22 protein-coding genes are annotated in these 25,688 nt (G+C 36.2%); 12 read left to right on the top strand and 10 right to left on the bottom strand.

Annotation, left to right across the window (positions count from 1 at the left end; translation table 11 throughout):
* The first annotated feature begins 161 nt into the window (after positions 1–161).
* From LNP19_RS03915 to hflX, 6 genes are all read left to right on the top strand, one after another.
* The gene (locus LNP19_RS03915) at positions 162–1,373 is read left to right on the top strand and encodes an MFS transporter (protein WP_230063508.1); all 1,212 of its coding nucleotides are present in this window, start codon (positions 162–164) and stop codon (positions 1,371–1,373) included.
* 349 nt (positions 1,374–1,722) lie between these two features.
* On the top strand, positions 1,723–4,560 hold the full coding sequence (locus LNP19_RS03910) for a TonB-dependent receptor (RefSeq protein ID WP_230063507.1): 2,838 nt from the start codon (positions 1,723–1,725) through the stop codon (positions 4,558–4,560).
* Between the two features lie 18 nt (positions 4,561–4,578).
* On the top strand, positions 4,579–5,928 hold the full coding sequence (locus tag LNP19_RS03905; RefSeq protein WP_230063506.1) for a DUF5689 domain-containing protein: 1,350 nt from the start codon (positions 4,579–4,581) through the stop codon (positions 5,926–5,928).
* A 64-nt stretch (positions 5,929–5,992) separates the two neighbouring features.
* A complete protein-coding gene (locus LNP19_RS03900) occupies positions 5,993–6,442 on the top strand; it encodes an FKBP-type peptidyl-prolyl cis-trans isomerase (protein ID WP_230063505.1) in 450 nt (149 codons plus the stop codon).
* A 180-nt stretch (positions 6,443–6,622) separates the two neighbouring features.
* Entirely contained in the window at positions 6,623–7,492 is an 870-nt protein-coding gene (locus LNP19_RS03895) for a hypothetical protein (protein WP_230063504.1), read from the top strand.
* Positions 7,493–7,632: 140 nt separating this feature from the next.
* Positions 7,633–8,883, top strand: coding sequence for a GTPase HflX (gene hflX / locus LNP19_RS03890; protein WP_230063503.1), 1,251 nt, complete (start codon positions 7,633–7,635; stop codon positions 8,881–8,883).
* Between the two features lie 69 nt (positions 8,884–8,952).
* Here hflX and LNP19_RS03885 read toward each other — a convergent pair whose 3' ends face one another.
* From LNP19_RS03885 to LNP19_RS03860, 6 genes are all read right to left on the bottom strand, one after another.
* Complete coding sequence (locus LNP19_RS03885) at positions 8,953–9,804, bottom strand: DUF3078 domain-containing protein (protein ID WP_230063502.1); 852 nt, start codon at positions 9,802–9,804, stop codon at positions 8,953–8,955.
* Between the two features lie 58 nt (positions 9,805–9,862).
* Positions 9,863–10,366, bottom strand: a complete 504-nt coding sequence (locus LNP19_RS03880) for a DUF2480 family protein (RefSeq protein WP_230063501.1) — start codon at positions 10,364–10,366, stop codon at positions 9,863–9,865.
* Positions 10,367–10,446: 80 nt separating this feature from the next.
* Positions 10,447–10,770 carry an SUF system Fe-S cluster assembly protein gene (locus LNP19_RS03875; RefSeq protein ID WP_230063500.1) on the bottom strand — a complete coding sequence of 108 codons (324 nt, stop codon included), beginning with the start codon at positions 10,768–10,770 and terminating at the stop codon, positions 10,447–10,449.
* A gap of 7 nt (positions 10,771–10,777) precedes the next feature.
* A complete protein-coding gene (locus tag LNP19_RS03870) occupies positions 10,778–11,200 on the bottom strand; it encodes a SufE family protein (RefSeq protein ID WP_230063499.1) in 423 nt (140 codons plus the stop codon).
* Positions 11,187–11,630 carry a hypothetical protein gene (locus tag LNP19_RS03865; RefSeq protein ID WP_230063498.1) on the bottom strand — a complete coding sequence of 148 codons (444 nt, stop codon included), beginning with the start codon at positions 11,628–11,630 and terminating at the stop codon, positions 11,187–11,189. The genes LNP19_RS03870 and LNP19_RS03865 overlap by 14 nt, the downstream gene beginning before the upstream one ends.
* Before the next feature lie 105 nt (positions 11,631–11,735).
* A complete protein-coding gene (locus LNP19_RS03860; protein ID WP_230063497.1) occupies positions 11,736–12,950 on the bottom strand; it encodes an aminotransferase class V-fold PLP-dependent enzyme in 1,215 nt (404 codons plus the stop codon).
* Between the two features lie 157 nt (positions 12,951–13,107).
* Here LNP19_RS03860 and LNP19_RS03855 point away from each other — a divergent pair, with 157 nt between their 5' ends.
* Positions 13,108–14,454 (top strand): serine hydrolase domain-containing protein, encoded by a 1,347-nt coding sequence (locus LNP19_RS03855; RefSeq protein WP_230063496.1) that lies wholly within the window; start codon positions 13,108–13,110, stop codon positions 14,452–14,454.
* A gap of 267 nt (positions 14,455–14,721) precedes the next feature.
* Here LNP19_RS03855 and sufD read toward each other — a convergent pair whose 3' ends face one another.
* The 4 genes from sufD to LNP19_RS03835 form a co-directional block, all read right to left on the bottom strand.
* On the bottom strand, positions 14,722–16,038 hold the full coding sequence (gene sufD / locus LNP19_RS03850) for a Fe-S cluster assembly protein SufD (RefSeq protein WP_230063495.1): 1,317 nt from the start codon (positions 16,036–16,038) through the stop codon (positions 14,722–14,724).
* Between the two features lie 73 nt (positions 16,039–16,111).
* Positions 16,112–16,864 (bottom strand): Fe-S cluster assembly ATPase SufC, encoded by a 753-nt coding sequence (gene sufC, locus LNP19_RS03845; protein WP_230063494.1) that lies wholly within the window; start codon positions 16,862–16,864, stop codon positions 16,112–16,114.
* 64 nt (positions 16,865–16,928) lie between these two features.
* Positions 16,929–18,377 (bottom strand): Fe-S cluster assembly protein SufB, encoded by a 1,449-nt coding sequence (gene sufB / locus LNP19_RS03840; protein WP_230063493.1) that lies wholly within the window; start codon positions 18,375–18,377, stop codon positions 16,929–16,931.
* Positions 18,378–18,397: 20 nt separating this feature from the next.
* Positions 18,398–18,727 (bottom strand): HesB/IscA family protein, encoded by a 330-nt coding sequence (locus tag LNP19_RS03835; protein WP_072940607.1) that lies wholly within the window; start codon positions 18,725–18,727, stop codon positions 18,398–18,400.
* Between the two features lie 247 nt (positions 18,728–18,974).
* On the opposite strand from LNP19_RS03835, the gene LNP19_RS03830 reads away from it, so the two are divergent.
* From LNP19_RS03830 to LNP19_RS03810, 5 genes are all read left to right on the top strand, one after another.
* Positions 18,975–19,934: a YjgN family protein gene (locus LNP19_RS03830; protein ID WP_072940609.1), complete on the top strand. Its 960-nt coding sequence runs from the start codon at positions 18,975–18,977 to the stop codon at positions 19,932–19,934.
* 4 nt (positions 19,935–19,938) lie between these two features.
* Positions 19,939–21,006 (top strand): M48 family metallopeptidase, encoded by a 1,068-nt coding sequence (locus LNP19_RS03825; protein WP_230063492.1) that lies wholly within the window; start codon positions 19,939–19,941, stop codon positions 21,004–21,006.
* A 183-nt stretch (positions 21,007–21,189) separates the two neighbouring features.
* Positions 21,190–22,050 (top strand): MBL fold metallo-hydrolase, encoded by an 861-nt coding sequence (locus tag LNP19_RS03820; RefSeq protein ID WP_230063491.1) that lies wholly within the window; start codon positions 21,190–21,192, stop codon positions 22,048–22,050.
* Between the two features lie 74 nt (positions 22,051–22,124).
* Positions 22,125–23,750 (top strand): S8 family peptidase, encoded by a 1,626-nt coding sequence (locus tag LNP19_RS03815; RefSeq protein WP_230063490.1) that lies wholly within the window; start codon positions 22,125–22,127, stop codon positions 23,748–23,750.
* Positions 23,751–23,810: 60 nt separating this feature from the next.
* On the top strand, positions 23,811–25,685 hold the full coding sequence (locus LNP19_RS03810; protein ID WP_230063489.1) for a M1 family metallopeptidase: 1,875 nt from the start codon (positions 23,811–23,813) through the stop codon (positions 25,683–25,685).
* Positions 25,686–25,688: the final 3 nt, after the last annotated feature.

Genomic DNA, 25,688 nt, shown 5'->3' with positions numbered 1-25,688 from the left:
GGCAGAAAGCAAGAAATCTTCCCTAGAAACTCTGAAAGTAATTAGGGAAGATTTATTTTTATAAACAATAACGTTGTAATTTTAGTTAAAGAAGTAAGCAGGTTCACTGAGTTATGGCATTTTGTACCTTTGCAGAATTAAACTTCTAAAGTCAATCAATTTTGATAGATCTAAACTTCATATCCCGATTTAAAACCAAAGCTAAGTATAAGAAAACGTACAAAAATGCTAAGATTTCGTATCTCAATAGAATTCGTTGGGCAGTTTCTATGTTTTATTTTGCCATGGGTTTGTGTTTTGCCACTTGGGCCAGCCGAATTCCGGATATTAAATCGGCATTGCATCTAAGTGAAGGTCAGTTAGGAACTATTTTATTTGCATTGCCATTGGGACAATTAGTGATTATGCCTTTTTCAGGAAAATTAGTTACCCGTTTTGGTAGCCACCGTATTCTTATAATTTCGTTGTTATTCTATGCTTTTAGCTTGACAAATATTGGTCTGGCAACTCAAACTTGGCAGTTATTGGCGGGATTATTTGTATTTGGAATTTTTGGGAACTTGGCGAATATAGCTGTGAATACCCAAGGAGTCTATACCGAAGTGCTTTTCAAGAAAACAATCATGTCTTCTTTTCACGGGATGTGGAGTTTTGCTGGATTTACGGGCGCTTTGGTTGGTTTAGGAATGCTGGCATTAGAACTTACGCCTTATCATCATTTTCTGATAGTTGGCGGAATTGTATTGCTAATGGTAGCATTAAATTTTAAATTCTTGATAAAAGCCAAAGAAACCATTAAAGCTAAAAAGAAAAAAAGGTTCACCAAACCAGACAGTGCTTTAATTTGGCTGGGAGTAATTGGTTTCTGCGGGATGGCAAGTGAGGGTGTAATGTTTGATTGGAGCGGTGTTTATTTTAAGGATGTGATTAAAGCGCCGGGTGCATTAGTAATTTTAGGTTATACTTCGTTTATGATTATGATGGCCGGAGGTCGTTTCATTGGGGACGGTTTGATTCTTAAATTTGGGCGAAAAAAAGTCATGCAAATTAGCGGGCTGATGATTTCTACCGGACTTTTTGTTTCGGTATTTTTCCCGTATATCATTCCGTGTACTTTTGCTTTTATGCTTGTGGGATTAGGGGTTTCTACGATTGTACCAACAATTTATAGTGTGGCAGGAAAAAACCCAACAGTTCCTCCTGGTGAAGCACTGACAATTGTTTCGAGTGTGAGTTTTCTGGGGTTTTTAATGGGACCACCCGTGATCGGTTATATTGCCGAGTTGTTTGGTTTGCGATTCTCTTTCGCTTTTATTGGAATCTTCGGAATTTTGATAGCCCTTATGGTTTCCAGAATCAAAGCAATCGAGTAAAATACATTTACACTTTTTAAAAGCCGACATGTCCTAGAAAAACAGTCGGTTTTTTTTATTTTTATTGAAAATCAGTCACTTAACGATTTTTTTTACTATTTTTAACATTAGTATTCAAGCCGTTGTGTTTTTAAGTTGGTTTTGAATTCTAAATACCACTTTTCTATTTTTTTGTAGAGCCCAATTGGGTGATGCCTTTATTTCCAAAGACCTTTTTCTGTTGTTTCTGACATAGTATTCCTTTTCGGGATATTTTTTATGGACAGAAATGAAACAATCATTTTTTTATTTAACAGGCAAAATTTCCTGATTTATTAGGATTTTTTGGCGGAAAAGTAGAGACAGGCTTATGAGAAATGGTATTTTGTCACTCTTGTTTATTTTGCAGATGGGATTTGTTTTTGGCCAAAATAATGCCGGAATTTCGGGTAAGATTTTAGATGCGAAAACAATGCAACCCTTGACTTATGTAGTTGTTTCAATTCAAAACACAAATTGGATGCAACTGACAGCAACCGATGGGCAGTTTCTTTTTAATACTTTACCATCTGGGGATTATCTGATTCTTTTTCACAATCAGGGATACAAAGATGCTTTGGTTCCCATAAGTTTGAATGCGGGTCAGTTGCTCGACTTGGGAACTATTTTACTGGAAGAAGACCAAATTTTAGATCAGCAAAGTGGATTAATTCGGCTTTTCGAAAACGAACTGACAGATGACAATAGTGGTTCTGAGAGTACTTCGGGGCTTTTACAATCATCCAAAGATGCTTTTCAGCAGGCAGCCGCTTTCAATTGGGGACAGGCTCGATTCCGGGTACGCGGTTTGGACAGCGAGAATGCAACGACCATGATTAATGGCGTCGCGATGAACAAGCTTTATGACGGCAGACCGCAATGGAGCAACTGGGGCGGACTCAATGATGCTACTCGAAATCAGGAGTTTTCCATCGGGACCGCACCATCCGATTATACTTTTGGGGGTATTTTGGGAACGCAGCAAATCATTACTCGTGCTTCAATTTATAGGACTGGCGCCAGAATTACAGTATCAGGAACCAATACGAATTACAGTTGGCGTATGATGGGAACTTATGCTTCGGGCATGAGTAATGCCGGTTGGGCTTATGTGGTTTCGGCTGGAAAGCGCTATGCCGAAGAAGGTTATTTTGACGGAACTACTTATGATGCAAATTCGCTTTTTCTTAGTGTCGAAAAGAAATTGAACGAGCAACATTCGATTAACGTTACGGGCTTTTATACGCCCAATACCCGAGGAAAAAATTCGCCAAACACAGATGAGGTTAGGCAATTGACGAGTGAGAAATACAATTCCTACTGGGGTTATCAAAACGGTAAAAAAAGAAATGCGAGAGAAAAAACCATCGAAGAACCCATCCTGATGTTAAATCATTTTTTTAAAATAAATGATCACACTAATTTGAATTTCAGTGTGATGTATCAGTTTGGGAAAATAGCGAACAGTAATATCGATTATCAAAATGCCAATAGTCCGGATCCAACTTATTTTAGAAAAATGCCCAGCTATTACAGTTCGATGTATGCCAAAGACAATGGAGAGTTTTCGGGTGAGTTTATACCGGATTATGAGAATGCTGAGAAAAGTAAACTTGCATTTCTGGCAAATCCTCAAATCGACTGGGAGGCAATCTACCGAGCCAATCAGAATCCAATTGTGGGTAACAATGGAACCATAACAGCTTATGAACCGGCACAAAGTCATTATGTTTTATATGAAGATCGGACCGATGATCAAACCATTGTGGCAGCGTCTAACTTTAATTCGCAACTAAATGAAAATTTAATTTTGAATGTGGGTGCTTCGTTTCGGGATTTAAAATCTCACAATTACCAAAAGCTGTTGGATTTATTGGGAGGCGCTTTTTTTGAAGATATTGATGGATTTTATAACGGAAGCCAAGCGCAATCTGATTTGAATAATCCAAACCGTCAGGTGCTAGTGGGCGACGCTTATGGCTACAATTATAAGTACAGCGCTAATACTGTTGACGCTTTCAGTCAGTTTAAATTTTCTTATAATAAAGCCGATTTTTACTTGGCGCAATCCTTCAGTAGCACTAATTATCAAAGGGAAGGTTTGTATCGCAATGGAATTTATGAGACGACCTCTTTTGGTAAAAGTGAGAAAGTGCAATTCGAGAATTTTGGCTTCAAAGGAGGGATTACTTTTAAAATATCGGGCAAGCAATCATTGAATTTCAACGCAGCCCATTTGACCAAAGCACCCAGTCTTAGAAGCGCTTTTCCCAATGCGCGATTGAATAATTCGATTGTGGAGAACTTGAAAAGTGAAGTTGTCAATAGTCTTGATATTAGCTATACTTTTCGATCGCCCTATTTAAAAATGAGAGGAACAGCCTATTATTCGACCATAAAAGATGCTACTAAAATTTCCTTTTTTTATGCCGAAGGAATCTTTGACAATGAGGCGGGATATACTAATACCAATGCTTTTGTCAGCCAGACCTTGACCAATCTGAACCGCAAGAATATCGGAGCCGAATTAAGTTTGGAGTACCAACTCAGTACTACATTAAAAACAAGCTTTTCGGCGGCTTATGGGCAATTTACCTATGACAATAATCCTAAGGTAAGTATTAATAATGATGCGGTAGCCACTATTGAAAATACGAATCCATCGTATGATTTTGGGACAGCACTTTTAAAAAATTACAAGCAAGCAGGCATGCCACAGCAGGCGTATTGTTTAGGGCTCGAATATCGAGATCCCAAATACTGGTGGATAGGAACCAATGTGAATTATCTAGCCGATTCCTATATTGATGTTTCACCCATTTCCAGAACAGCACAATTTTATACAAATCCCGCCAGCGGTTTCACTTTTCCCGAAGCTACCGAGGAAAGAGCAAAGGAGTTACTACAACAGGAGCGATTTGATCCTGTAGTTTTACTCAATTTAATTGGAGGGAAATCCTGGAGAATTAAGGGAAAATATCTGGGGCTTTTTGTGAGTGTAAATAATATATTGGATAAAAGTTATAAAACAGGCGGCTATGAGCAAGCTCGTAATGCTAATTTCCGTCAGCTCAATCAGGATATTTCCAGCGGGACACCTTCTTTTGGCAATAAATATTTTTATGGCTATGGTCAAAGCTATTTTGTGAATCTCTACTTCAGTTTTTAAATTTTTAAATCAAATGGTATGGAAAGTAATAGTATAAAATGCTTTTTTTTAATGGTCTTTGCAGTGCTCTTTTCTAGTTGCGTAAATGATGAGGTCGAAGTTCCTAAGCTGAGTTGTACCCAGCCGGATTTTGTCGCAAACAAAACTGTCGTCCAAGTTCATGCCAATGCTGCCGAAATTGTAGCTCAATATCCCTATGATGACGTAATCGAAGCTTATGTGGTCTCCAGTGATGAGAAGGGAAATTTTTTTAAAACAATCTCGCTTCAAACCTTGGCTACAGCCACCAATCAAACCATCGGTTTTAGTGTGCCTGTTGATGCCACTAATTTATATGTTGATTTTCGGGTGGGGAATAAAGTATATGTGAAATTAAAAGAGCAATATACCGATTTATATTATGGAGCACTGCGTATTGGGGCTTTGTATGTGAACGCCTACAATCAGGGAGGAGTAGGACGACTTTCGCAAAATGATTATAAAAAGGTGTTGCTGGCTTCATGTATCAATATGAATGAAGAACAATTAGTTCAGCCGTTGAGTTTGGATCAAATTAACGATAGTTATCTCAACACTCTCGTTGAGGTATCGAAAGTGCAATTTACAGAGCCAGCCATTGGGCGTCAGTATTATGAAGCAACTAATGATGTAGGTGGGGCGACCAATTGGAATCTCGTAGATGAAAAAGGCAATCAGATTATTTTTAGAACCAGTAGTTATGCTGATTTCTCTAAAAATAGCGTCCCTGATGGAAGCGGTAAAGTGCGTGGAGTTTTAACAAAATATGCCAGTGATTACCAATTAGTGGCTCGAAATGAAACCGATCTTCAAATGAATGCTGAGCGCAAGATTCCTTTTTTTATCGAAGATTTTCAAAGCGTATCCGATGGTACTAATTTGAGTTTGCCGGGTTGGAGTAATATTATTGAAACCGGAGCCATTGTCTGGAAAGGCGGAATTACAGCAACGAATGGTTATGCCGAATTTACCATAACGGGAACCAAAGTGGTTTCTAATATTGTTTGGCTCATTAGCCCAAAAATTGATATGGATACTCATACTAATGAAACACTTTCATTCAGAACCGCTCAACATCATCTGGATGTAGATTCTCCTTTAAATACGTTAGAAGTTTATATCTCGACTGATTTTGATGGGCTCCATATCAATTCGGCAACTTGGATCCCCGTTTCGGTCAGAATACCTAATCAAAGTACGCCTTGGAATGAGTTCATTGGTTCGGGGACGGTTGATTTGTCGACTTATACGGGGAAGATAAACATCGCCTTTAAATACATTGGTTCTGGAAAAGACCTAGCCTTAGATGGTTCATTTCTGGTAGATGACGTGCAGGTATTTGGTGACTAGTTTTTTTTGCGAAGGAGATAGTTTGAATTGTGCTATATTTGCTTTTTTATAAAAAAAATGCACCATGAAATACACTTTAATTGCCCTAATCTCGATTCTATTTATATCTTGTTCAAAAGATAAAGAAACGGATTATACCGCTAAGAATGAACAAGAAATTGTTGATTATATAGCCAAAAATGATTTAACTGCTCAAAAAAGCAGTTCAGGTTTGTATTACGTAATTAAGGAAGCCGGAACGGGAAAACAACCTACTGCTACCTCTAATGTAACGGTGGCTTACAAAGGCTATTTTACCAATGGTACTGTATTCGATCAAAGTAAAGACAGCGGAATTTCCTTTGGTTTGCAACAGGTAATAAAAGGATGGACAGAAGGAATTCCTTTTTTTAAAGAAGGCGGTAGCGGTATTCTTTTAATTCCGGCTCATCTGGGTTATGGAAGCAATGATAGAGGGCCTATTCCTGGAGGTTCTGTACTTATTTTTGAGGTAAAATTGATTACCGTTAATTAAAATAATGAGCTAAAACCCCTCTTTTTGAGTCGTTTTAGCTCATTCTAAATTGGGTTTTATAATATCCCGAACCTACTTTTAAATATAAATAACTTTTAATAAGCAGCAATTGTGCAGTCATAATTGTTTTGCTTATTTTTTGTTTTGTATTTTGCCGTCCCAAATCTATAAAAATACCACATGAAAACGTACTTTATCACCATTATTCTTATGGTGGTCTCGCCTTTTTTGACGCAAAGTCAAACACTAGAGAACACAGTTAAGTTAAAACAAATTAATGTTGTTAAAACAAATTTTCGCAATTTGAAAGATGGTGAAATTGTCAACAAAACAATGCAATTTAAGGGAGGAAAACTCTCCTCTATCAAAACGTCTGATGTTATCCAAAGCTTCTTTTACAATCCAAATGGACTATTGGACATGACGGTAAAAGAAAGAGAGGGAAGCGGCTGGAAAGAAGTGGTTAATTACAGCTATGACAAAGCAAACAGACTAACAAAATTTAGTAAAAAATACGATGAAAATGGCCAATATGTTACTAAGACAATAACGCTAACATACGAAGGTGCCAGAATAAAAGCAATCACAAAAAAAAGTAATAATCACCAAAATTTTGTTGAAGACATTGAATATATAGTCGAAAACGGGATCATCGTAAGGAGAGCTTCAAGAGATAGAAACCAACAGATTATCAGTAAAAAAGAGTATGGTTATTACAAAAATAATTTTGTGAGTCAGAAAGGATTGGTTGGAGATAAATCAACTCAGTATTATACTTTTGATGATAAAAATTCGATTAATCAGCTGATTGTAAAAAATATATTTGGCGAGAATTACAGACTGATTGTTCCCATAGTTTCTTTTTATGAAGATGAATTTGATTTGCAATCCGTTTCTGAGAATAATCAATTGAGTTCTAAATCTACTTCGGTAAATTTTATTGGAAAATCGGGCACTTATAAATACAACAGTACTAATTATCCTGTTTCGCATGCGCTAATAGAAGAGAATGGGATTGTAAAAACGCAAACCACCTATCTTTACGAGTAATATGTTGACGATAACTAATGCATTTTTAGGTTCAAGTCTGGAAAACAAGCGCATTAATTTGTTTTCTATTCGATTTAAAAAGCGATTTCAATAAGTGTAAGTACCTAGCAAATGATTAAATTTGTAGCTTATTCAAAGTTATGTTAGAAAAAGAAGTATTAAATTTCGAAAAAACAGCCATTGTAGGCATTGTAACTCAAAATCAAAGCGAAGAGAAATTAAACGAATATCTTGACGAACTGGAGTTTTTAACTTTTACGGCTGGTGGAGAAGTGGTGAAACGCTTTTCGCAAAAAATGGAACGTCCCAATCCTAAAACTTTTATGGGTACAGGAAAGATCGAAGAGATTCATGCGTATGTAAAGGAGAATAGTATTTCGACATTGATTTTTGATGATGAGTTAACACCTTCACAACAAAAAAATATTTCCAAGATAATTACCGAATGTAAAATTCTGGACAGGACGCACCTTATTCTGGACATTTTTGCACAGCGTGCCGAAACTTCCTATGCAAGAACCCAAGTGGAGCTGGCACAATGTATTTATATGTTGCCGCGATTATCCGGACTTTGGACACACTTGGAGCGTCAAAAAGGGGGAATTGGAATGCGTGGACCCGGTGAAACAGAAATTGAAACAGACAGACGTATTGTACGCGATAGAATTGCGTTACTCAAAGATAAAATTAAAGCGATTGACAAACAAATGGGAACGCAGCGAAGCAATCGTGGTTCTATGGTACGTGTTGCTTTAGTGGGATATACGAATGTGGGTAAATCTACTTTGATGAATGCCATTGGGAAAAGTGATGTGTTTGTAGAAAACAAACTTTTTGCAACCTTAGACACAACCGTTCGCAAGGTGGTGATCAAAAACCTGCCTTTCCTATTGTCTGACACCGTGGGATTTATTCGTAAATTACCTACTATGCTAGTAGATTCGTTCAAGAGTACGCTTGATGAGGTTCGTGAGGCCGATTTGTTATTGCATGTTGTCGATATTTCACACCCTGAATTTGAAGATCATATTGCATCGGTAAACCAAACGCTATTGGATATCAAAGCGAATGACAAACCCGTAATCATGGTTTTCAATAAAATTGATGCTTATAGACATTTGACCATTGACGAAGATGATTTGATGACCGAAAAAACGACAAAACATTATACGCTGGAAGAATGGAAATCGACTTGGATGAGTCGCGTAGGTGAGCAAAACGCTTTGTTTATTTCGGCTAGAAACAAAGAAAACTTTGAAGAGTTTAGAGAATGTGTTTATGAAGCGGTAAGGCAAATTCACATTACCCGTTTTCCGTACAATAAGTTTTTGTATCCTGATTATAAGGATGCTATTGAAAAAGAAAAAGACGAAGATGATACTGAAATCTAAATTGGTTTAAATAAAAAAATCCCTTTTGAAATGAATTAAAAGGGATTTTTTATGTCGTTTTTTGAAACCTTAGATACCAAAATTGATACCCAATCCAAAGATTTCACGCACCTGAACGGCTTGGACTGAATTGTCATCATAGATGGCCTGAACAGCAACATTCGCCGACAGGTATTTGTTGATTTTCATGACTAGATTCATCTGGTAATCGATATCAACGTTTTGCGGGTTGTCTAAATAATTGGAATATAAATTCAATCGGTTTTCAATGGATACATTAGCCATTACATTAAATTTGTAATAACCGGAAACGCTGGCGCCCAATTCAAATCGGGAAGCGTCGCCTTGCAAAACGCCAAAGGAAGGAGCTAAATCAGTAAAATGTTTATGGACAAGAATTAATTTTCCTGCTGCTGGAGAAAAATTGAAACTCAGATTATTGCTTTTCTTCCATAGCATTCCGGGACCAAGCTGGAAATAGGCAGGGGAGAAAAAATGAGAGATTATCTCGTCGTTTTTACCCAAACCAGAATCCATTTGTGATTTAAAATTGAAATATAGGGAATAGTACCAGTTAGGTGCAGATGACTTTTTACCCCAAAGAGAATTCAATTCTATGCGGTCATCCGTTTTAGCTGTTCTTTCATTTCCTTTTATTTTACTTAGACCATAAGCCAGAATAAATTTATTGTCCCATACAACATTTCCTTTTTTATAATTGAAATCATAGTTCAAACCAAAATTTCCCGCAAGATTTGAGGTACCGCCTCCTAACCATTGTTTGTTGTAGGCTGATTGGCTAAAAAGTAAGGAGATATTGCCTTTTTTTGTCCAAATTTTTGTAGTGTCTTTTGCGACTTCTTGGGCATTTCCGGATAGGAGTGTCAAAATAAAGACCAAAGAAAGTATTGCTTTTTTCATATTCTTTAATTTGTTAGTATAACAAATATAAAAAAAGCAATTGAGAAAATAGGGCTTATTATTTTTTCTTATACAAGGGTACAGCGGAGCAGGCTTCACCATACATGATGCTTCTGGCATAAACTTGCAGATGATGCGCCGCTAATACATAAGCACGCATCGGAACCGGTTTTCTGGAACAGCCTTTTATGATAATCGGTTTGTTTTGATATACAGAATAATCCAATTTCGGAAGTAGTTCTTCATATAAGGCGGCATCTAAATCTTCGATCGTTCCATTGACAATTTTTTTGGCAAATGGCGCCAGTTGGATTGCTACTAAAATGGAAGCCCAAGCAGGAATAATAGCATCCGTACTGCAATGGATGGCTACAAAATGGTTTTGGTATTGGGTCCAGTCGTGATTTTTAAGATGCTCTCTAAAGTCTTTTTCTTTTAACAAAAAACCGTCTAACAGCCATTGTGAAATGTCGATTTGAGTCCGAATCCCTTTTGGATAGTAATCTTCTAGATCGAAAACTTCCAAGACACTATTGGCTACTTTATTAATTATCTCGTCCATTTTTTAAGTCTTAATGTCAAAGATCGAAAGTTATAAAGTACTCGTTTTGACTTTATGACTTTCGACTTTATGACTTTATTTTAAAGCATTCCTAATTCTAACTTAGCTTCTTCACTCATGAGATCTTTGCTCCAAGGTGGATCAAAAGTGATTTCTACTTCGGCGTCTTTGATATGCTCAATAGATTTTACTTTTTCTTCTACTTCTCTAGGTAAACTTTCGGCAACCGGGCAGTTAGGAGAAGTCAATGTCATCAGGATTTTTACTTCATAATCAGTGTTGACCATTACGTCATAAATCAATCCTAATTCGTAAATATCTACAGGAATCTCAGGATCGTAGATGGTTTTTAGTTTCTTTACGATTGCTTCGCCTAATTCGTTAGTGTCTATTTCTTGTTCCATTTTTATTTTAGTTTTTAGTGTTGAATGCCAAGGCATACATTTTAATATTTTTTATCATTGAGACCAAACCATTGGCTCTTGTAGGGGATAAATGCTCTTTCAGACCTATTTCGTCAATAAAACTCATGTCGGCATTGATGATATCCGCAGGCGACTGGTTTGAAAAAACACGGATTAAAATCGCAATAATTCCTTTGGTTAAAATGGCATCGCTGTCGGCGGTAAAAACCACCTTATCTTCGTTTTTTTCTCCTTGCAACCACACTTTCGATTGGCAACCTTTAATCAAATTGTTTTCTGTCTTAAATTCCTCTTTGATTAGTGGAAGATTTTTCCCCAATTCGATGATGTACTCGTAGCGTTGCATCCAATCATCAAACATAGAAAATTCATCCACTATTTCGTCCTGTATGTTTTTAATTTTCGTCATTCTGTTTTACAAGTGAATTTATTTTATTTACTAATTTTTTAATTTCTACTGGTGGAAATCCATGATCAAAACTCTTCGATTCATAGGTTTTTCCTTTGTAGGTGATTTTTAAATTGGCGATAGCCGCCCCATCATAAAAGCGTTTTTCTGTTGGCGATTTCAAATCTGGAATTTCATCCAGATTGACTTCTTGAAATAGTGTAGTTAAATCGTCCCAATCAGGGTTTGCAATTTTGGTTGGAACCGCTTTGTCGTGTTCGTTCCGGTCTTTTGAAACGGTGATCATCTGTTTCTTGATTACTATTTTCTGGTAAAAACCTCTTGTATTGGCTACGTATTCTATTATTGCAGCATCAATTTCTTGTGCTTTGGCGTTTTCGCAAGCATTTCCCAAAAACAGGGTTAAGAACAATAAAGAGATTAGTTTCATATATGTAAAATTTATTTGTCGTTGGTCATATATGGTATCGCCTTTTTATTTAAAGGTGTTTGCTTGAGCAAACAGGTTGTTAATGGCGATTTCATAATTTAGTTTTTAAGATAACATTGTTTTCGCTTTTTTAACGGCTTCGACCATAAGATCAATTTCTTCTTTGGTATTGTAAAAAGAAAAAGAGGCTCTGATGGTTCCCGGAATACAGAAAAAATTCATTATCGGTTGGGTGCAATGGTGTCCTGTTCGTACCGCTATTCCCAATTTGTCAATTATCGTACCAATATCATAAGGATGAATTCCTTCAATATTAAATGAAATTACCGACGTTTTTTCCTTGGCTGTACCAAAAATTTTCAAACCTTCAATTTCCAATAAACGTTGGGTTCCATATTCCAATAATTCTAGTTCCTGTTTTTGGATATTCTCAAAACCAATGGAATTCATATAGTCAATGGCGGTTCCCAAGACGATTCCTCCGGCAATATTAGGCGTTCCGGCTTCAAATTTATGAGGCAAATCAGCATAAGTAGTTTTTTCGAAAGTCACTTCTTTGATCATTTCACCACCACCTTGATAAGGCGGTAATTTATTCAGCCAGGCTTCTTTTCCGTATAAAATACCGGTTCCCGTAGGTCCGCACATTTTATGCCCTGAAAAAACATAAAAATCGCAGTCTAATTCCTGTACGTCCGGTTTTAAATGCGGAACGGCTTGCGCCCCGTCAATTAAAATGGCTGCGCCAACTTCATGCGCTTTGTCAATCATGTACTTAATCGGATTGATAGTTCCGAGTGCGTTTGAGATATGATTCACAGCGATAATTTTGGTTTTATCCGAAAGGATTTTGTCAAATTCAGCCATTATCAGTTCCCCGTTTTCATTCATGGGAATGACTTTTAGTGTAGCACCAGTTTTCTCGCAAAGCATTTGCCAAGGCACAATATTGCTGTGGTGTTCCAATGCTGAAACCAAAACTTCATCGCCCGGTTTCAAAATCGAGGCAAATCCGTTGGCAACTAAATTAATCCCAAAAGTAGTTCCGGAAGTAAAAAGCACTTCGTGGACAAATTTGGCATTGATATGATTTTGAACTTTGCCACGAGAAATTTCGTAGGCATCGGTCGCTAATTGGCTTAAAGTATGAACACCACGATGAATGTTGGCATTGATTTCTTGGTAATATTTAGAGATGGCATCAATGACCACTTGTGGTTTCTGAGATGTGGCTCCGTTATCGAAGTAAACTAAAGGTTTTCCGTTTACTTTTTGAGATAGTATAGGAAAATCGGCTCTTATTTTTTGAATGTCTAGCATAATTATTTAGAAAAATTCTAAATACAAAAGTACTAAAATTATACCATTAAGAAATTAAGTTTTCATAGATTCTTACTATGCTTTATAGTCTAAATGATTTGTAAGTATAATTCGCCGTATTGAATGTTTTTAATAAATTGCATTAAAATAGTTTTTTATGAAAAAAATATTCAAACTTATTGGTTTTGCGTCTTTTATAGGTGTTTTTTATATTGGATATACAACCTATCCAAAGTTGGATTTAATTTCCGGTTTTTCGGCCAAAAGTGTTGCTTCGGGACATTTCATAGATCAGCGTTCGCTGGAAATGATTGAAAAGGGTGACAATGATATCGACATGATTGATTTGGCTAAAAACAAAATTGACGATGAAGGAAAATTTGCAACTGCTTCGGTATATGGACTGAAAAAACGAAAAGCGATTTATCGGGAAGGCTTGGGTGCGACATTAATTAACGATGATTTTGATGTAAATAAACCGTATTTGGTTCCAAAAAGAGCAAAATTGGAAAATAATTTAGCTTTCCCTTATGGAAATAAGAATCCAAAAGATACTATTTTCTCTAACATTGATTATGAAAAATTGAACGCGGCTGTCGCCAATGCCTTTGATGTTAAGGGCAAAAAAGACAAAAGAACACGTTCTCTTTTGGTTGTTTATAAAGATAAAATCATTGCCGAGAAATACGATACGGGTTTCAATAAAGACAGCAAAATTTTAGGTTGGTCAATGACCAAAAGTATTACGGCGACTTTATTTGGAATACTCCAAAAACAAGGAAAATATGATATTTATAAACCCGCCCCGATTCCCGAATGGGAAAATGATGAACGAAAAAACATCACCACAAATGATCTGATTCACATGAATTCGGGATTAGAATGGGAGGAAGATTACAGTACGATTTGTGATGCGACAAAAATGCTTTTTCTATCAGAAAATATGGGAAGAGTTCAACTCGAAAAACCGGCGGTACACAAGCCTAATACGCATTGGAATTATTCTTCGGGAACTACTAATTTATTGTCTTATATTTTGAGAAATCAATTTAAAACCCATCAGGAATATCTTGATTTTTGGTATGCTGCTTTGATTGATAAAATTGGAATGAGCTCGATGTTGATTGAAACAGATATGGCAGGCAATTATGTAGGTTCGTCTTATGGTTGGGCTACAACAAGAGATTGGGCTAAGTTTGGTTTGTTGTATTTACACAAAGGGAATTGGAACGGAGAGCAGCTTTTTGAGGAGAGTTGGGCTAAATATGTTGCAAAGCCTACCAATGATTCTAAGGGAGATTATGGAGGACATTTTTGGTTGAATGCCGGTGGAAGATATCCAGACGCGCCAAAAGATTTGTATTCGGCAAATGGTTATCAAGGGCAAAAAGTATTTATTATTCCGTCGCTTGATTTAGTGATTGTGCGTATGGGATTGACCGAAGATGCCAAGTTTGATGTTAATGCGATGTTGAAAGGGATCGTCGAGAGTGTGAAAAAATAATTTTTATGATAAAGAATAAAGTTTTACAATCAGTTTTAATGATAATTGGAGGTTGGTTTTTAATAGGTTTAGGTTATTCTACGAATCTAGGTTACTCAATAATAAATACATTTTGTTTTTTGGGAGGTCTTGTATTGTCTTTTATAGGAATTATAATGTTTATTATTGCAGTAAGAGACTAAAAAATTAACCGCAAAGGGCACAAGGTTTAGTAAAAACCTTGTGCCCTTTGCGTTAATCTTAACGAACTTTGCGGTTAAAAATTAACTACAAATCAAATCCCATTTTCACGCCTAATTTAGTGGCGATAATGGTGTTGATTCTTTGTTTTAATTCTGGTATTTTGATGTTTTCGATAACTGCATTCGAGAAAGCGTACATCAATAAAGCTTTAGCTTCTTTTTTAGGGATTCCACGTTGTTGCATGTAGAACATTGCAGTTTCGTCTAATTGACCTATGGTACATCCGTGAGAACATTTTACGTCATCGGCAAAAATTTCTAACTGAGGTTTTGCATTGATTGTCGCTTTGTCACTCAATAAGATGTTGTTGCTTTTTTGGAAAGCATTTGTTTTTTGAGCTTCTTTGTCAACAAATACTTTTCCGTTGAAAACACCTGTTGAACGATCAGAGAAGATTCCTTTGTAATCCTGGAAGCTTTCACAGTTTGGAGAAGTATGGTTCACTAGAGTGTAATGATCTACGTGTTGTTTTTCGCCAATGATCGTGATTCCGTTCAAAGTACTTGTCAATCTTTCACCAAAGTGGTAGAAATTCAAATTGTTTCGGGTTAAGTTTCCTCCAAAAGAGAAAGTGTGAACAGAAACGTGACTCTCTTGTTTTTGAGAAACGTAAGTATTGTCAATTAGGTTTGCCTCAAGATTGTCATTTTGAATTTTGTAGTAATCCACAATGGCACGTTTTTGAGCAAAAATTTCGGTAACGGAGTTAGTTAATACTGGATTTTCGCTTAAACTTTGATGACGCTCAATGATTTGAACATGAGAATTCTCACCTACAATCACTAAGTTTCTTGGCTGAACCATCAATGCAGCTTCGTTACCTGTAGAGAAATACATGATTTCGATAGGTTTGTCAGCTACTTTGCTTTTTGGGATATTGATGTAAGCTCCTTCATTGGCAAAAGCCGTATTTAATGAAGTCAAGCTTTCGTCTTTACTTGCAATCTGGTTGAAGTAAGTGTCAATAATCATCTTATATTTTGGTTTGTTTAATGCCGATGACATCAAACAAACATCGATTCCTTCGTGAGTTGTTGAAGATAAATGAGAGCTAAAAACACCGTCAATAAAAACCACTTTGTAAGTGTCTATTTCGTTGATAAAGTATTTTTTTACTTGGTTAAATTCAATTGAACTTTCGTTTTTTGGAAATACCGTAAAGTCATTTTTCAGGATGGCGTTTAGCGAAGTATATTTCCAAGCTTCTTCTTTTTTGGTTGGGAAGCCTTTATTTTCAAAGTTTTTTATAGCCGAAGTTCTTACATCATGAAGTTCAGAATGAACATCAATACGCTCCTCAAAAGCCATAAAAGACGAGATTAATTTATCTTTCAATTCCATTATTGTTTAGTTAAAAGTTATGAGTTGTGAGTTATGAGTTTTGAAAACTGCTAACCGCAAACTGCTAACTAATTTATGCTTCTTGTTCTTGTTTAATCCAGTCGTATCCTTTTTCTTCAAGTTCTAAGGCTAAGCTTGCATCACCCGATTTTACAATTTTTCCGTTGTAAAGGACGTGAACAAAATCAGGAACGATATAATCTAATAATCTTTGGTAGTGCGTGATTACGATTACTGCGTTTTTATCGCTTTTTAATTTGTTTACGCCATTGGCAACAATTCGCAAAGCATCAATGTCCAATCCTGAATCGGTTTCGTCAAGAATGGCCAATTTTGGTTCTAACATTGCCATTTGGAAAATTTCGTTACGTTTTTTCTCTCCTCCAGAAAATCCTTCGTTAAGAGAACGAGACAAAAATTTTCTGTCAATTTCTAATAATTCTGCTTTTTCACGAATCACTTTCAGCATTTCATTGGCAGGCATTTCGTCCTGACCGTTTGCTTTGCGTGTTTCATTGATAGCCGTTCTCATGAAATTGGTTACTGAAACTCCAGGAATTTCAACCGGATATTGAAAAGAAAGAAAAACTCCTTTGTGTGCTCTTTCTTCGGGAGCCAATTCAGAAATATCTTCGTTCTCCAAAAGGATTTCTCCCTCGGTCATTTCGTAGTTTTCGTTTCCTGCAATTACAGCCGAAAGGGTACTTTTTCCGGCACCGTTTGGCCCCATTATCGCATGAACTTCACCTGCTTTTACTTCAAGGTTGATTCCTTTTAATATTTCTTTGTCGCCAATTGCGGCATGTAGATTTTTTATGCTTAACATTTGTTTCTATTTTTTAAACCATTAAGGTATTAAGATTCAGTACGTTTTATTTTGGATCTGGAAATTAACCCACACTTCCTTCTAGTGAAATTTCTAATAATTTTTGAGCTTCTACCGCAAATTCCATTGGCAACTTATTCAATACATCTTTACTGAAACCGTTTACGATTAAAGCAATTGCTTTCTCGGTTGGGATTCCACGTTGGTTGCAATAGAAAACTTGGTCTTCACCAATTTTACTTGTCGTGGCTTCGTGTTCTACTTTGGCCGATGGATTTTTGCTTTCTATATAAGGAAAAGTGTGTGCGCCACAATTGTTGCCCATTAACAACGAGTCACATTGTGAAAAGTTTCTGGCGTTGTCTGCATTTGGTGAAATTCGTACCAAACCACGGTAACTGTTTTGGGATTTTCCGGCAGAAATACCTTTAGAAATGATGGTTGATTTAGTGTTTTTACCTAAATGTATCATTTTTGTTCCGGTATCGGCTTGTTGGAAATTATTGGTTACAGCTATTGAATAAAATTCACCTACTGAATTGTCACCTTTTAAAATAACCGAAGGATATTTCCAAGTTACCGCTGAGCCCGTTTCAACCTGTGTCCAAGAAATCTTTGCGTTTTTCTCGCATATTCCTCTTTTGGTTACAAAATTGAAAACGCCTCCTTTACCTTCTTTATTTCCAGGATACCAGTTTTGAACGGTCGAATATTTAATTTCGGCATCGTCAAGAGCGATTAATTCTACTACGGCAGCGTGCAATTGATTTTCATCACGACTTGGAGCAGTACAACCTTCAAGGTAAGATACGTAACTTCCTTCGTCAGCAATTAATAATGTTCTTTCAAATTGACCTGTTCCGGCTTGATTGATTCTAAAATAAGTCGAAAGTTCCATTGGGCAACGAACTCCTTTTGGAATATAACAGAAAGAACCGTCAGAGAATACGGCTGAATTTAAAGCAGCATAAAAGTTGTCTTTTTGCGGAACTACTGTTCCTAAATATTTACGAACTAATTCCGGATGTTCTTTGATAGCTTCAGAAATACTCATGAAGATAATCCCTTTTTCGCCTAATGTTTTTTTGAATGTTGTTGCAACCGAAACCGAGTCGACAACAATATCCATCGCTACATTATTCATCATCTTTTGCTCATCGACAGAGATGCCTAACTTTTTATACATTTCTAAAAGTTCCGGATCTACATCGTCTAATGTTTTATTAGGGTCAATGGCTTTTGGGGCTGAATAATAGGAAATGGCTTGAAAATCAGGTTTCTCATAATGCACATTCGCCCATTCCGGTTCAGTCATTTCTTGCCATGCACGAAAAGCTTCAAGGCGCCACTCGGTCATCCATTGTGGTTCTTCTTTTCTAAGGGAGATGGCACGAACGATATCTTCGTTTAAGCCTGTTGGAAAAGTGTCCGATTCCAAATTAGTATAAAATCCGTACTCGTATTCTTTAGTTTCGAGTTCGATTTTTAAATCGTCTTCGGTATATTTTGACATAATTTTTTATTTTAAATGTTTTACAAAGAGAAACTCTCTCCGCAACCACAAGTTCTGTTTGCATTTGGATTATTAAAAACAAATCCTTTTCCGTTTATTCCTCCTGAAAATTCCAGTATTGTTCCGGCTAAATAAAGGAATGATTTTTTCTCTACAGCGATGGTGATTTCGTTATCTACAAATATTTTATCATCCTCGCTTTTAGTTTTGTCAAATTTTAAATCATAAGACAAACCAGAGCAACCGCCGCTTTTCACACCCACTCTTACATAGTCAGTGCTAGCATCAAAACCGTCCTCTTTCATCAAATCGATGATTTTCTTTTTGGCAGTATCAGAAACTTTTATCATGTGTTTGTATTGGTATTATGGGATTTGCATTGAAATTGTGATTTGAAAATCAGGCCTTTCAGGAAGCTTATCGCATCGTTATATTGATTTTGTCTAAATTAACTGCAAAGATACTATATAAAAACCTTTTTCCATAATTGATAACATTTTTATAACTAATCTTAAAATAGAAAATGTCTATATGGTTTGGTAATTCAAAAAATAAATTACTTTTATGATTTATTAACAAGAAATAACGCTATAAAGCATGAACGAACCATTAACCAGCTCAAAAAGCTATAAAATTGATTTTAACGGAAATGGAAGTGACTTTTTTGGAGTCATTATTGTCAACTGGTTATTAACAATTGTGACACTAGGTCTTTATTATCCCTGGGCAAAAGCAAAACGCCTTCAGTTTCTGTATGGAGAAACTTCATTGAATGGAGATTCATTTTCTTTTCATGGTACGGGCAAGGAAATGTTTAAAGGATTCTTGAAAGCAATTTTGATATTCATTAGTCTTTATGGTCTGCTGGCTTTATTTATCTATTTAAAAATTCCATTTGTAGGTTTATTATTGTTTTACCTTGGCTTTATCGCCATTTTACCTTTGGCAATTCATGGATCGTATCGCTATAGAATGTCAAGAACATCATGGCGAGGAATTCGTTTCGGCTATAGAGGAGACAGGAATGAACTGACCAAAAATTTTTTCAAATGGATTTTCTTTACAATTATATCTCTTGGGCTTTATGGTTCATGGATGTCAATAAATCTCAGAAAATACCTGTTGAATAATGTTCGATTTGGTGAAATTGAAATGAATTATGAGGGAGACGGAGGAGATTATTTTATCTTAAATTTGAAAGGTTACTTCTTGACAGTGTTTACTCTTGGAATTTATGCTTTTTGGTGGCAAAAAGATCTTTTCGAATATTATATAGACAACCTAAGTCTAAATAAAGGAAAGGATGAAATTCAATTGAATTCTACTGTAACCGGCGGTGGTTTCTTTAAATTGGCTTTTGTAAACTTATTTATTTTAATCGGTACGTTAGGACTTGGGTATGCATGGGTTGTAACAAGAACGATGAAGTATATTTTTAGCAATATAGAATTAGAAGGAAATATTGATCTGGATTCGATACAACAAACAGAAGCGAATTATAAAGACGCTACAGGCGAGGATATCAGTGATTTCTTGGATTTAGATTTTGTAATGTAAGATCATGAAGAATAAAACAATTGGGGTTTTTTATGATGGAAATTCTTCGGTTCCCCAGCCAATAGAATTGTTCTTCGACAAAGGAACTTCGATGTTTCATTTTGAATCGGCTAATAACACGGCTAATAGTTGGAAATTAGAGTCTGTTTCTTTTGAAAAAAAAGGAACGGCTCTGTATTTTCAACATGGTGATGAAACGGTTCAGGGTATTATGGTGAAAGATCCTGATTTCATTCGGGATTTGACTGTTTTTAGAAAAAATAACGGACAACTGGATTGGTATCATAAATTATTAGATTTAGGATTGACTTCACATGTTGGTTTTGCTTTCTTGATTATGCTGTTTATAGGATTGTCTTATGTTTATGCCATTCCTTGGGTAGCCGAAAAATCAGTGGTTTTGATTCCAGAAGATTATGACGACAAACTGGGAAGCAATTTTTTTCAGGAGAATATGTTTTTCAGTTCCGTTGATTCGGTGAAAACAGCGGCTTTGAATGCATTTGCAAAAGAATTGAAATTAAAAAATAGTAAACCGATAAAATTTACTGTTGTCAATTCGGATATTGTCAATGCTTTTGCTCTTCCTGACGGAAATATTGTTGTTTATCAAGGGATTTTAGACGAGATGAAGAGTTATGAAGAATTGGTGGCTTTAATTGGTCACGAAGTATCTCATGTTAATAATCGGCATTCGATGAAAGCGATTTGCAGAAGTCTATCTGGTTATTTATTCATTTCTGCAATTTTAGGGGATGCCAATGGTATTATGGCGACGATAGGGGACAATGTGAATAGTTTGCAATCACTTTCCTTTTCCAGAGAATTTGAACATCAAGCAGATTTAGATGGTTTTGAAATTTTAGTTTCCAATGGGGTTAATCCACAAGGGATGTCTGATTTATTCCAGCGGCTGCAGCAGGATAACACCATTTCTATGCCGGAATTTTTAAGCTCACATCCGCTGACACAAGAAAGAATAAAATATATTGATAAGATGATAAAAAAAAGGTCTTTCGAAGCTAAGACTAATGATAAACTCAAAGCTATTTTTGAGAAATTAAAAAAGTAGGACTACTTCAATAGCGTGACTTTTTTTATAGCTAATTCCCTGTTATTAGCGTTTTTATTTAGTGTATAATTCGGATGTATCGGGTTTTTGATTTCAAGATTCAACAATATAACAACTATTTAAGGGGGTTTTATTGTTGAATCTTTTATATTTGAGGATAATTTAGTTTTAAACAATACGACCATGAAACTCTATCCGATAGAAACTGGAAATTTTAAACTCGATGGTGGCGCTATGTTTGGCGTGGTGCCCAAAACCATTTGGAATAAAACCAATCCTGCTGATGAAAATAATTTGATTGATATTGCGGCAAGATGCCTGCTTATTGAAGATGAAAATCGATTGATTCTTATTGATACTGGAATGGGGAACAAGCAATCGGAGAAGTTTTTTGGCTATTATTCACTTTGGGGAAGCCATTCTATGGATAAATCCTTAGCTAAATACGGTTTTCATCGCGATGATATTACCGATGTTTTTATGACGCATTTGCATTTTGATCATTGCGGTGGAAGCGTACAATGGAACAAGGACAAAACCGGTTATGAACCTGCTTTTAAAAATGCCAAGTTTTGGAGCAATGACAGCCATTGGGAATGGGCAACAAAACCGAATCCTAGGGAGAAAGCTTCTTTTTTGTCAGAAAATATTTTGCCTATGCAAGAGAGCGGACAATTGAATTTTATCAAAAGACCGGAAGGTGATTTTCTGGAGCAGTCAGAACTGGGTTTTAGCATATTCTTTGTAGATGGACATACCGAGAAACAGATGATTCCACATATTCAATACAAAGACAAAACGATTGTTTTTTGTGCTGATTTATTGGCTACAGCCGGACATATTCCGGTTCCTTATGTGATGGGATATGACACCAGACCTTTATTGACAATGCCTGAGAAAACTAAATTCCTCAATGCCGCTGCCGATAATAATTATTATTTATTTTTGGAGCATGATGCCCATAACGAAATTATTAGGGTGCAACATACCGAAAAAGGAGTCCGGCTGAAGGAAGTGTTTAGCTGTGAAGAAATCTTAACATAGTGTTAATCCAAGTGTTTTTTGTAACAAAAAAATCTATTTTAGACCAATATTTTAAACATAAAATAAATAATTAAATGAATAGTATTAAACCCATTTGTCTTTCTGCTTTTGCCGTTTTGGTTTTAGCTGGTTGTGGAGCTCAAAAACAAGTTTCAACTACGACTACTTTAGCAGTGATCAGTGCTCCTTTGAATGTGAAAAAAGTAGCTCCGTTAAAAGAAATTGAGCTAAAACGCTGGAGTCATTTGGATATCGTAAACGATACGATTCCGGGAATGAGTGTAGATAGAGCTTATGCTGAGATTTTGAAAAACAAAAAAGGAGTTAAAGTGATCGTTGGGATTGTAGATTCGGGGGTTGATATCGAACACGAAGACTTGAAGTCAGTAGTTTGGACTAACTCAAAAGAGATTCCAGGAAACGGAATTGACGATGATAAAAACGGTTATATTGACGATATGCACGGTTGGAATTTTCTAGGGGATATTACCAAAGAGAATTATGAGTACGAAAGAATCATCAAAAATAAAAACCTGACTGATGAGCTTACTTATCAGGAAGCAAAGAAACTAAATGATAAAAAAATAGCCGAAGCGACAACAGGAAAAGGTCGTATGGAAGAAATGTTAGCAACCATTGCTGCTGGTGATGCGGCTTTGGTAAAGCATTTTGGTAAAGCGGTTTACACAGCGGAAGAAGTGAAAGCTATCGTGTCAGAGAATCCAGAAATACAAAAAAGCAAGGCGTCAATCCAGAGAATGCTTTCTTTTGGGATGCCTTTGGCAGAATTGAAAACGGCAGTTCAAAAACAATTGGCAGATTTTGATGCTCTTTTAAATGGAGATAATTTAAAGACTGACTATAGAAAAATTTTGGGAGACAACCCTCAAGATATTACCGATACAAAATATGGGAACAATAACGTTATTGGGCCAGATAAAGACGAAGCGCTACACGGGACACACGTAGCGGGTATTGTAGCTCAAAGTAGAGGTAATTCTATAGGTGGGGACGGTGTTGCCACTAATGTAGAAATTTTAACCGTTCGTGCCGTTCCAGACGGGGATGAGTATGACAAGGATATTGCTCTTGGAATTCGTTATGCGGTAGACAATGGAGCAAAAGTGATCAACGGAAGTTTTGGAAAAAGTTTCTCTCCTCATAAACAATGGGTTTACGATGCAATTAAATATGCCGAAAAGAAAGATGTACTAATTGTTCATGCAGCAGGAAATGATGCAAAAGACATCGACTACAGCGATAACTTTCCAAATGATTCTGATGATAAAATAAAGGAATTTGCCGATAATATGATTACTATTGGCGCCTTGAATTTTGAATATGGCGATAAGGTGGTTGCTCGTTTTTCAAACATCGGTAAAGTGAATGTGGATGTTTTTGCACCTGGAGTACAAATTTATGCTACCACTCCAAAAGATTCTTACCAATACCTACAGGGAACTTCTATGGCCGCACCAAATGTTGCCGGCGTTGCTGCCTTGATTCGTTCGTATTATCCAAAATTATCGGCTTCTCAGGTAAAACATATCTTGATGGATTCAGGAGTAGCAATCACAACTGATGTTGTAGTAGGCGGAAATCCAAACGACAGCCGTTCTTTTTCAGCTTTATCTAAATCCGGAAAAATAGTCAACGCATACAATGCTTTATTGATGGCTGAGAAAATGTCTAGAAAATAATCTTAATAATTTTAATCCAATGGAAGGACCCCTGTCCTTCCATTTTTTATTTGCAAAATGATGAGAAAATTGCTTTTAATTTCAATTGTCACTCTTAATTTGGGTTCTATTTATGCCCAAAGTTCCACTTATTGGCAACAGCATGCCGATTATAAAATGGATGTTGTCATGGATGTGAAAAACTACCAATACAAAGGAAAACAAGAATTGGTTTATACCAATAATTCCTCTGACACCTTAAGAAAAGTCTATTATCATTTATTTAATAATGCATTCCAGCCGGGAAGTGAAATGGATGCCAGACTGCACAACATCAAAGATCCAGATGCCAGAATGGTCAATAAAGTAAATGTTGACGGCAAAGAGGTGAAAGTGAGCCGAATTGAAAGTTTAAAACCTAACGAAATTGGTTATCTCAAGATTAGTAATTTTAAACAAGATGGCGTTGCTGCTACTACAAAAACTGTAGGAACTATCCTTGAAGTAAATTTAGCCAAGCCAATATTGCCAAATTCTAAAACAACTTTCACACTTGATTTTGACGGACAGGTTCCGGTTCAAATTCGCCGTTCGGGAAGAAATAATTCCGAAGGTGTAGCATTTTCTATGTCACAATGGTATCCAAAATTAGCTGAATTTGATTTCGAAGGTTGGCATGCCGATCCTTATATTGCCAGAGAATTTCATGGGGTATGGGGAAATTTTGATGTAAAGATTACAATCGATAAGGAATATACTCTTGGAGGTTCGGGCTATTTGCAAAATCAAAACGAAATAGGTCATGGTTATGAAGATGCAGGGGTGAAAGTTACTTATCCGAAGAAAACTAAAACCCTGACTTGGCATTTTATTGCCCCAATGGTTCATGATTTTACTTGGGCAGCCGATAAAGATTATATTCATGATGTGGTGAAAGGACCTAATAATGTTGACTTGCATTTCTTGTACAAGAATAACCCAAAAATCATTGATAACTGGAAGAAATTACAGCCAATGATGGTCAATATGTTGGATTTTTTCAATAAAAATATAGGTGATTATCCATACAAACAATACTCGTTTATTCAAGGTGGCGATGGCGGAATGGAGTATGCCATGTGCACATTGATGCTAGGAAACGGGAAATTAGAAGGCATTTATGGGACAGCAACACATGAATTAGCGCATTCTTGGTTCCAACATGTTTTAGCCTCAAACGAATCAAAACATCCTTGGATGGATGAAGGTTTTACGACTTATGTTCAAGATTGGGGAGAAAATGAAATGTCAGCTAAAAAAGTTGAAAATCCATTCAAAGGAAATTACAATGCCTATTACAAATTAATAGAATCCGGTAAAGAGCAATCACAAAGCACACACGGAGACCGTTATGATGAAAATAGACCGTATAGTGTTTCTTCGTATGTAAAAGGAAGTCTCTTTTTGTCTCAATTGGGTTATTTGATTGGGCAAGACAAATTAGCTGAAACGATAAAGAGATATTATCACGATTTCAAGTTCAAACATCCTACTCCTAATGATGTCAAAAGAACAGCTGAGCGTGTTTCGGGAGCAAACCTAGATTGGTATCTGATGGATTGGACTCAAACCACCAATACAATCGATTATGGAATCAAAGCCGTAACTGATAATGGTGCTAATACTACCGTAAGTTTAGAAAGAATCGGAAGAATGCCAATGCCTATCGATTTGATAGTTGAATATACTGACGGAACAACCGAAAGCTTCTACGTTCCATTGCGCATGATGAATTTTGAAAAAGAAAATCCAAATCCATCTGTAAAAAGAACAGTTCTTAATGATTGGGCTTGGGCAGCTTCTAATTATGATTTTACCATAGCTAAAGCAAAAAACAGCATCAAGAAAATCACTATTGATCCAAGCGGATTAATGGCTGATGTAAAACAAACGAACAATCTTTACGAAATGAAATAAGAG

It is taken from the genome of Flavobacterium acetivorans (genome assembly GCF_020911885.1).
GTDB classification, from domain to species: domain Bacteria; phylum Bacteroidota; class Bacteroidia; order Flavobacteriales; family Flavobacteriaceae; genus Flavobacterium; species Flavobacterium acetivorans.
This window is presented reverse-complemented; position numbering and strand designations above follow the sequence as displayed.

Bases quoted from the DNA above. Each gene is read 5' to 3' on its own strand.
- LNP19_RS03910 (WP_230063507.1), top strand. From the start codon at position 1,723: ATGAGAAATGGTATTTTGTCACTCTTGTTTATTTTGCAGATGGGATTT.
- LNP19_RS03905 (WP_230063506.1), top strand. From the start codon at position 4,579: ATGGAAAGTAATAGTATAAAATGCTTTTTTTTAATGGTCTTTGCAGTG.
- LNP19_RS03900 (WP_230063505.1), top strand. From the start codon at position 5,993: ATGAAATACACTTTAATTGCCCTAATCTCGATTCTATTTATATCTTGT.
- LNP19_RS03895 (WP_230063504.1), top strand. From the start codon at position 6,623: ATGAAAACGTACTTTATCACCATTATTCTTATGGTGGTCTCGCCTTTT.
- hflX (WP_230063503.1), top strand. From the start codon at position 7,633: ATGTTAGAAAAAGAAGTATTAAATTTCGAAAAAACAGCCATTGTAGGC.
- LNP19_RS03885 (WP_230063502.1), bottom strand. From the start codon at position 9,804: ATGAAAAAAGCAATACTTTCTTTGGTCTTTATTTTGACACTCCTATCC.
- LNP19_RS03880 (WP_230063501.1), bottom strand. From the start codon at position 10,366: ATGGACGAGATAATTAATAAAGTAGCCAATAGTGTCTTGGAAGTTTTC.
- LNP19_RS03875 (WP_230063500.1), bottom strand. From the start codon at position 10,770: ATGGAACAAGAAATAGACACTAACGAATTAGGCGAAGCAATCGTAAAG.
- LNP19_RS03870 (WP_230063499.1), bottom strand. From the start codon at position 11,200: ATGACGAAAATTAAAAACATACAGGACGAAATAGTGGATGAATTTTCT.
- LNP19_RS03865 (WP_230063498.1), bottom strand. From the start codon at position 11,630: ATGAAACTAATCTCTTTATTGTTCTTAACCCTGTTTTTGGGAAATGCT.
- LNP19_RS03860 (WP_230063497.1), bottom strand. From the start codon at position 12,950: ATGCTAGACATTCAAAAAATAAGAGCCGATTTTCCTATACTATCTCAA.
- LNP19_RS03855 (WP_230063496.1), top strand. From the start codon at position 13,108: ATGAAAAAAATATTCAAACTTATTGGTTTTGCGTCTTTTATAGGTGTT.
- sufD (WP_230063495.1), bottom strand. From the start codon at position 16,038: ATGGAATTGAAAGATAAATTAATCTCGTCTTTTATGGCTTTTGAGGAG.
- sufC (WP_230063494.1), bottom strand. From the start codon at position 16,864: ATGTTAAGCATAAAAAATCTACATGCCGCAATTGGCGACAAAGAAATA.
- sufB (WP_230063493.1), bottom strand. From the start codon at position 18,377: ATGTCAAAATATACCGAAGACGATTTAAAAATCGAACTCGAAACTAAA.
- LNP19_RS03835 (WP_072940607.1), bottom strand. From the start codon at position 18,727: ATGATAAAAGTTTCTGATACTGCCAAAAAGAAAATCATCGATTTGATG.
- LNP19_RS03830 (WP_072940609.1), top strand. From the start codon at position 18,975: ATGAACGAACCATTAACCAGCTCAAAAAGCTATAAAATTGATTTTAAC.
- LNP19_RS03825 (WP_230063492.1), top strand. From the start codon at position 19,939: ATGAAGAATAAAACAATTGGGGTTTTTTATGATGGAAATTCTTCGGTT.
- LNP19_RS03820 (WP_230063491.1), top strand. From the start codon at position 21,190: ATGAAACTCTATCCGATAGAAACTGGAAATTTTAAACTCGATGGTGGC.
- LNP19_RS03815 (WP_230063490.1), top strand. From the start codon at position 22,125: ATGAATAGTATTAAACCCATTTGTCTTTCTGCTTTTGCCGTTTTGGTT.
- LNP19_RS03810 (WP_230063489.1), top strand. From the start codon at position 23,811: ATGAGAAAATTGCTTTTAATTTCAATTGTCACTCTTAATTTGGGTTCT.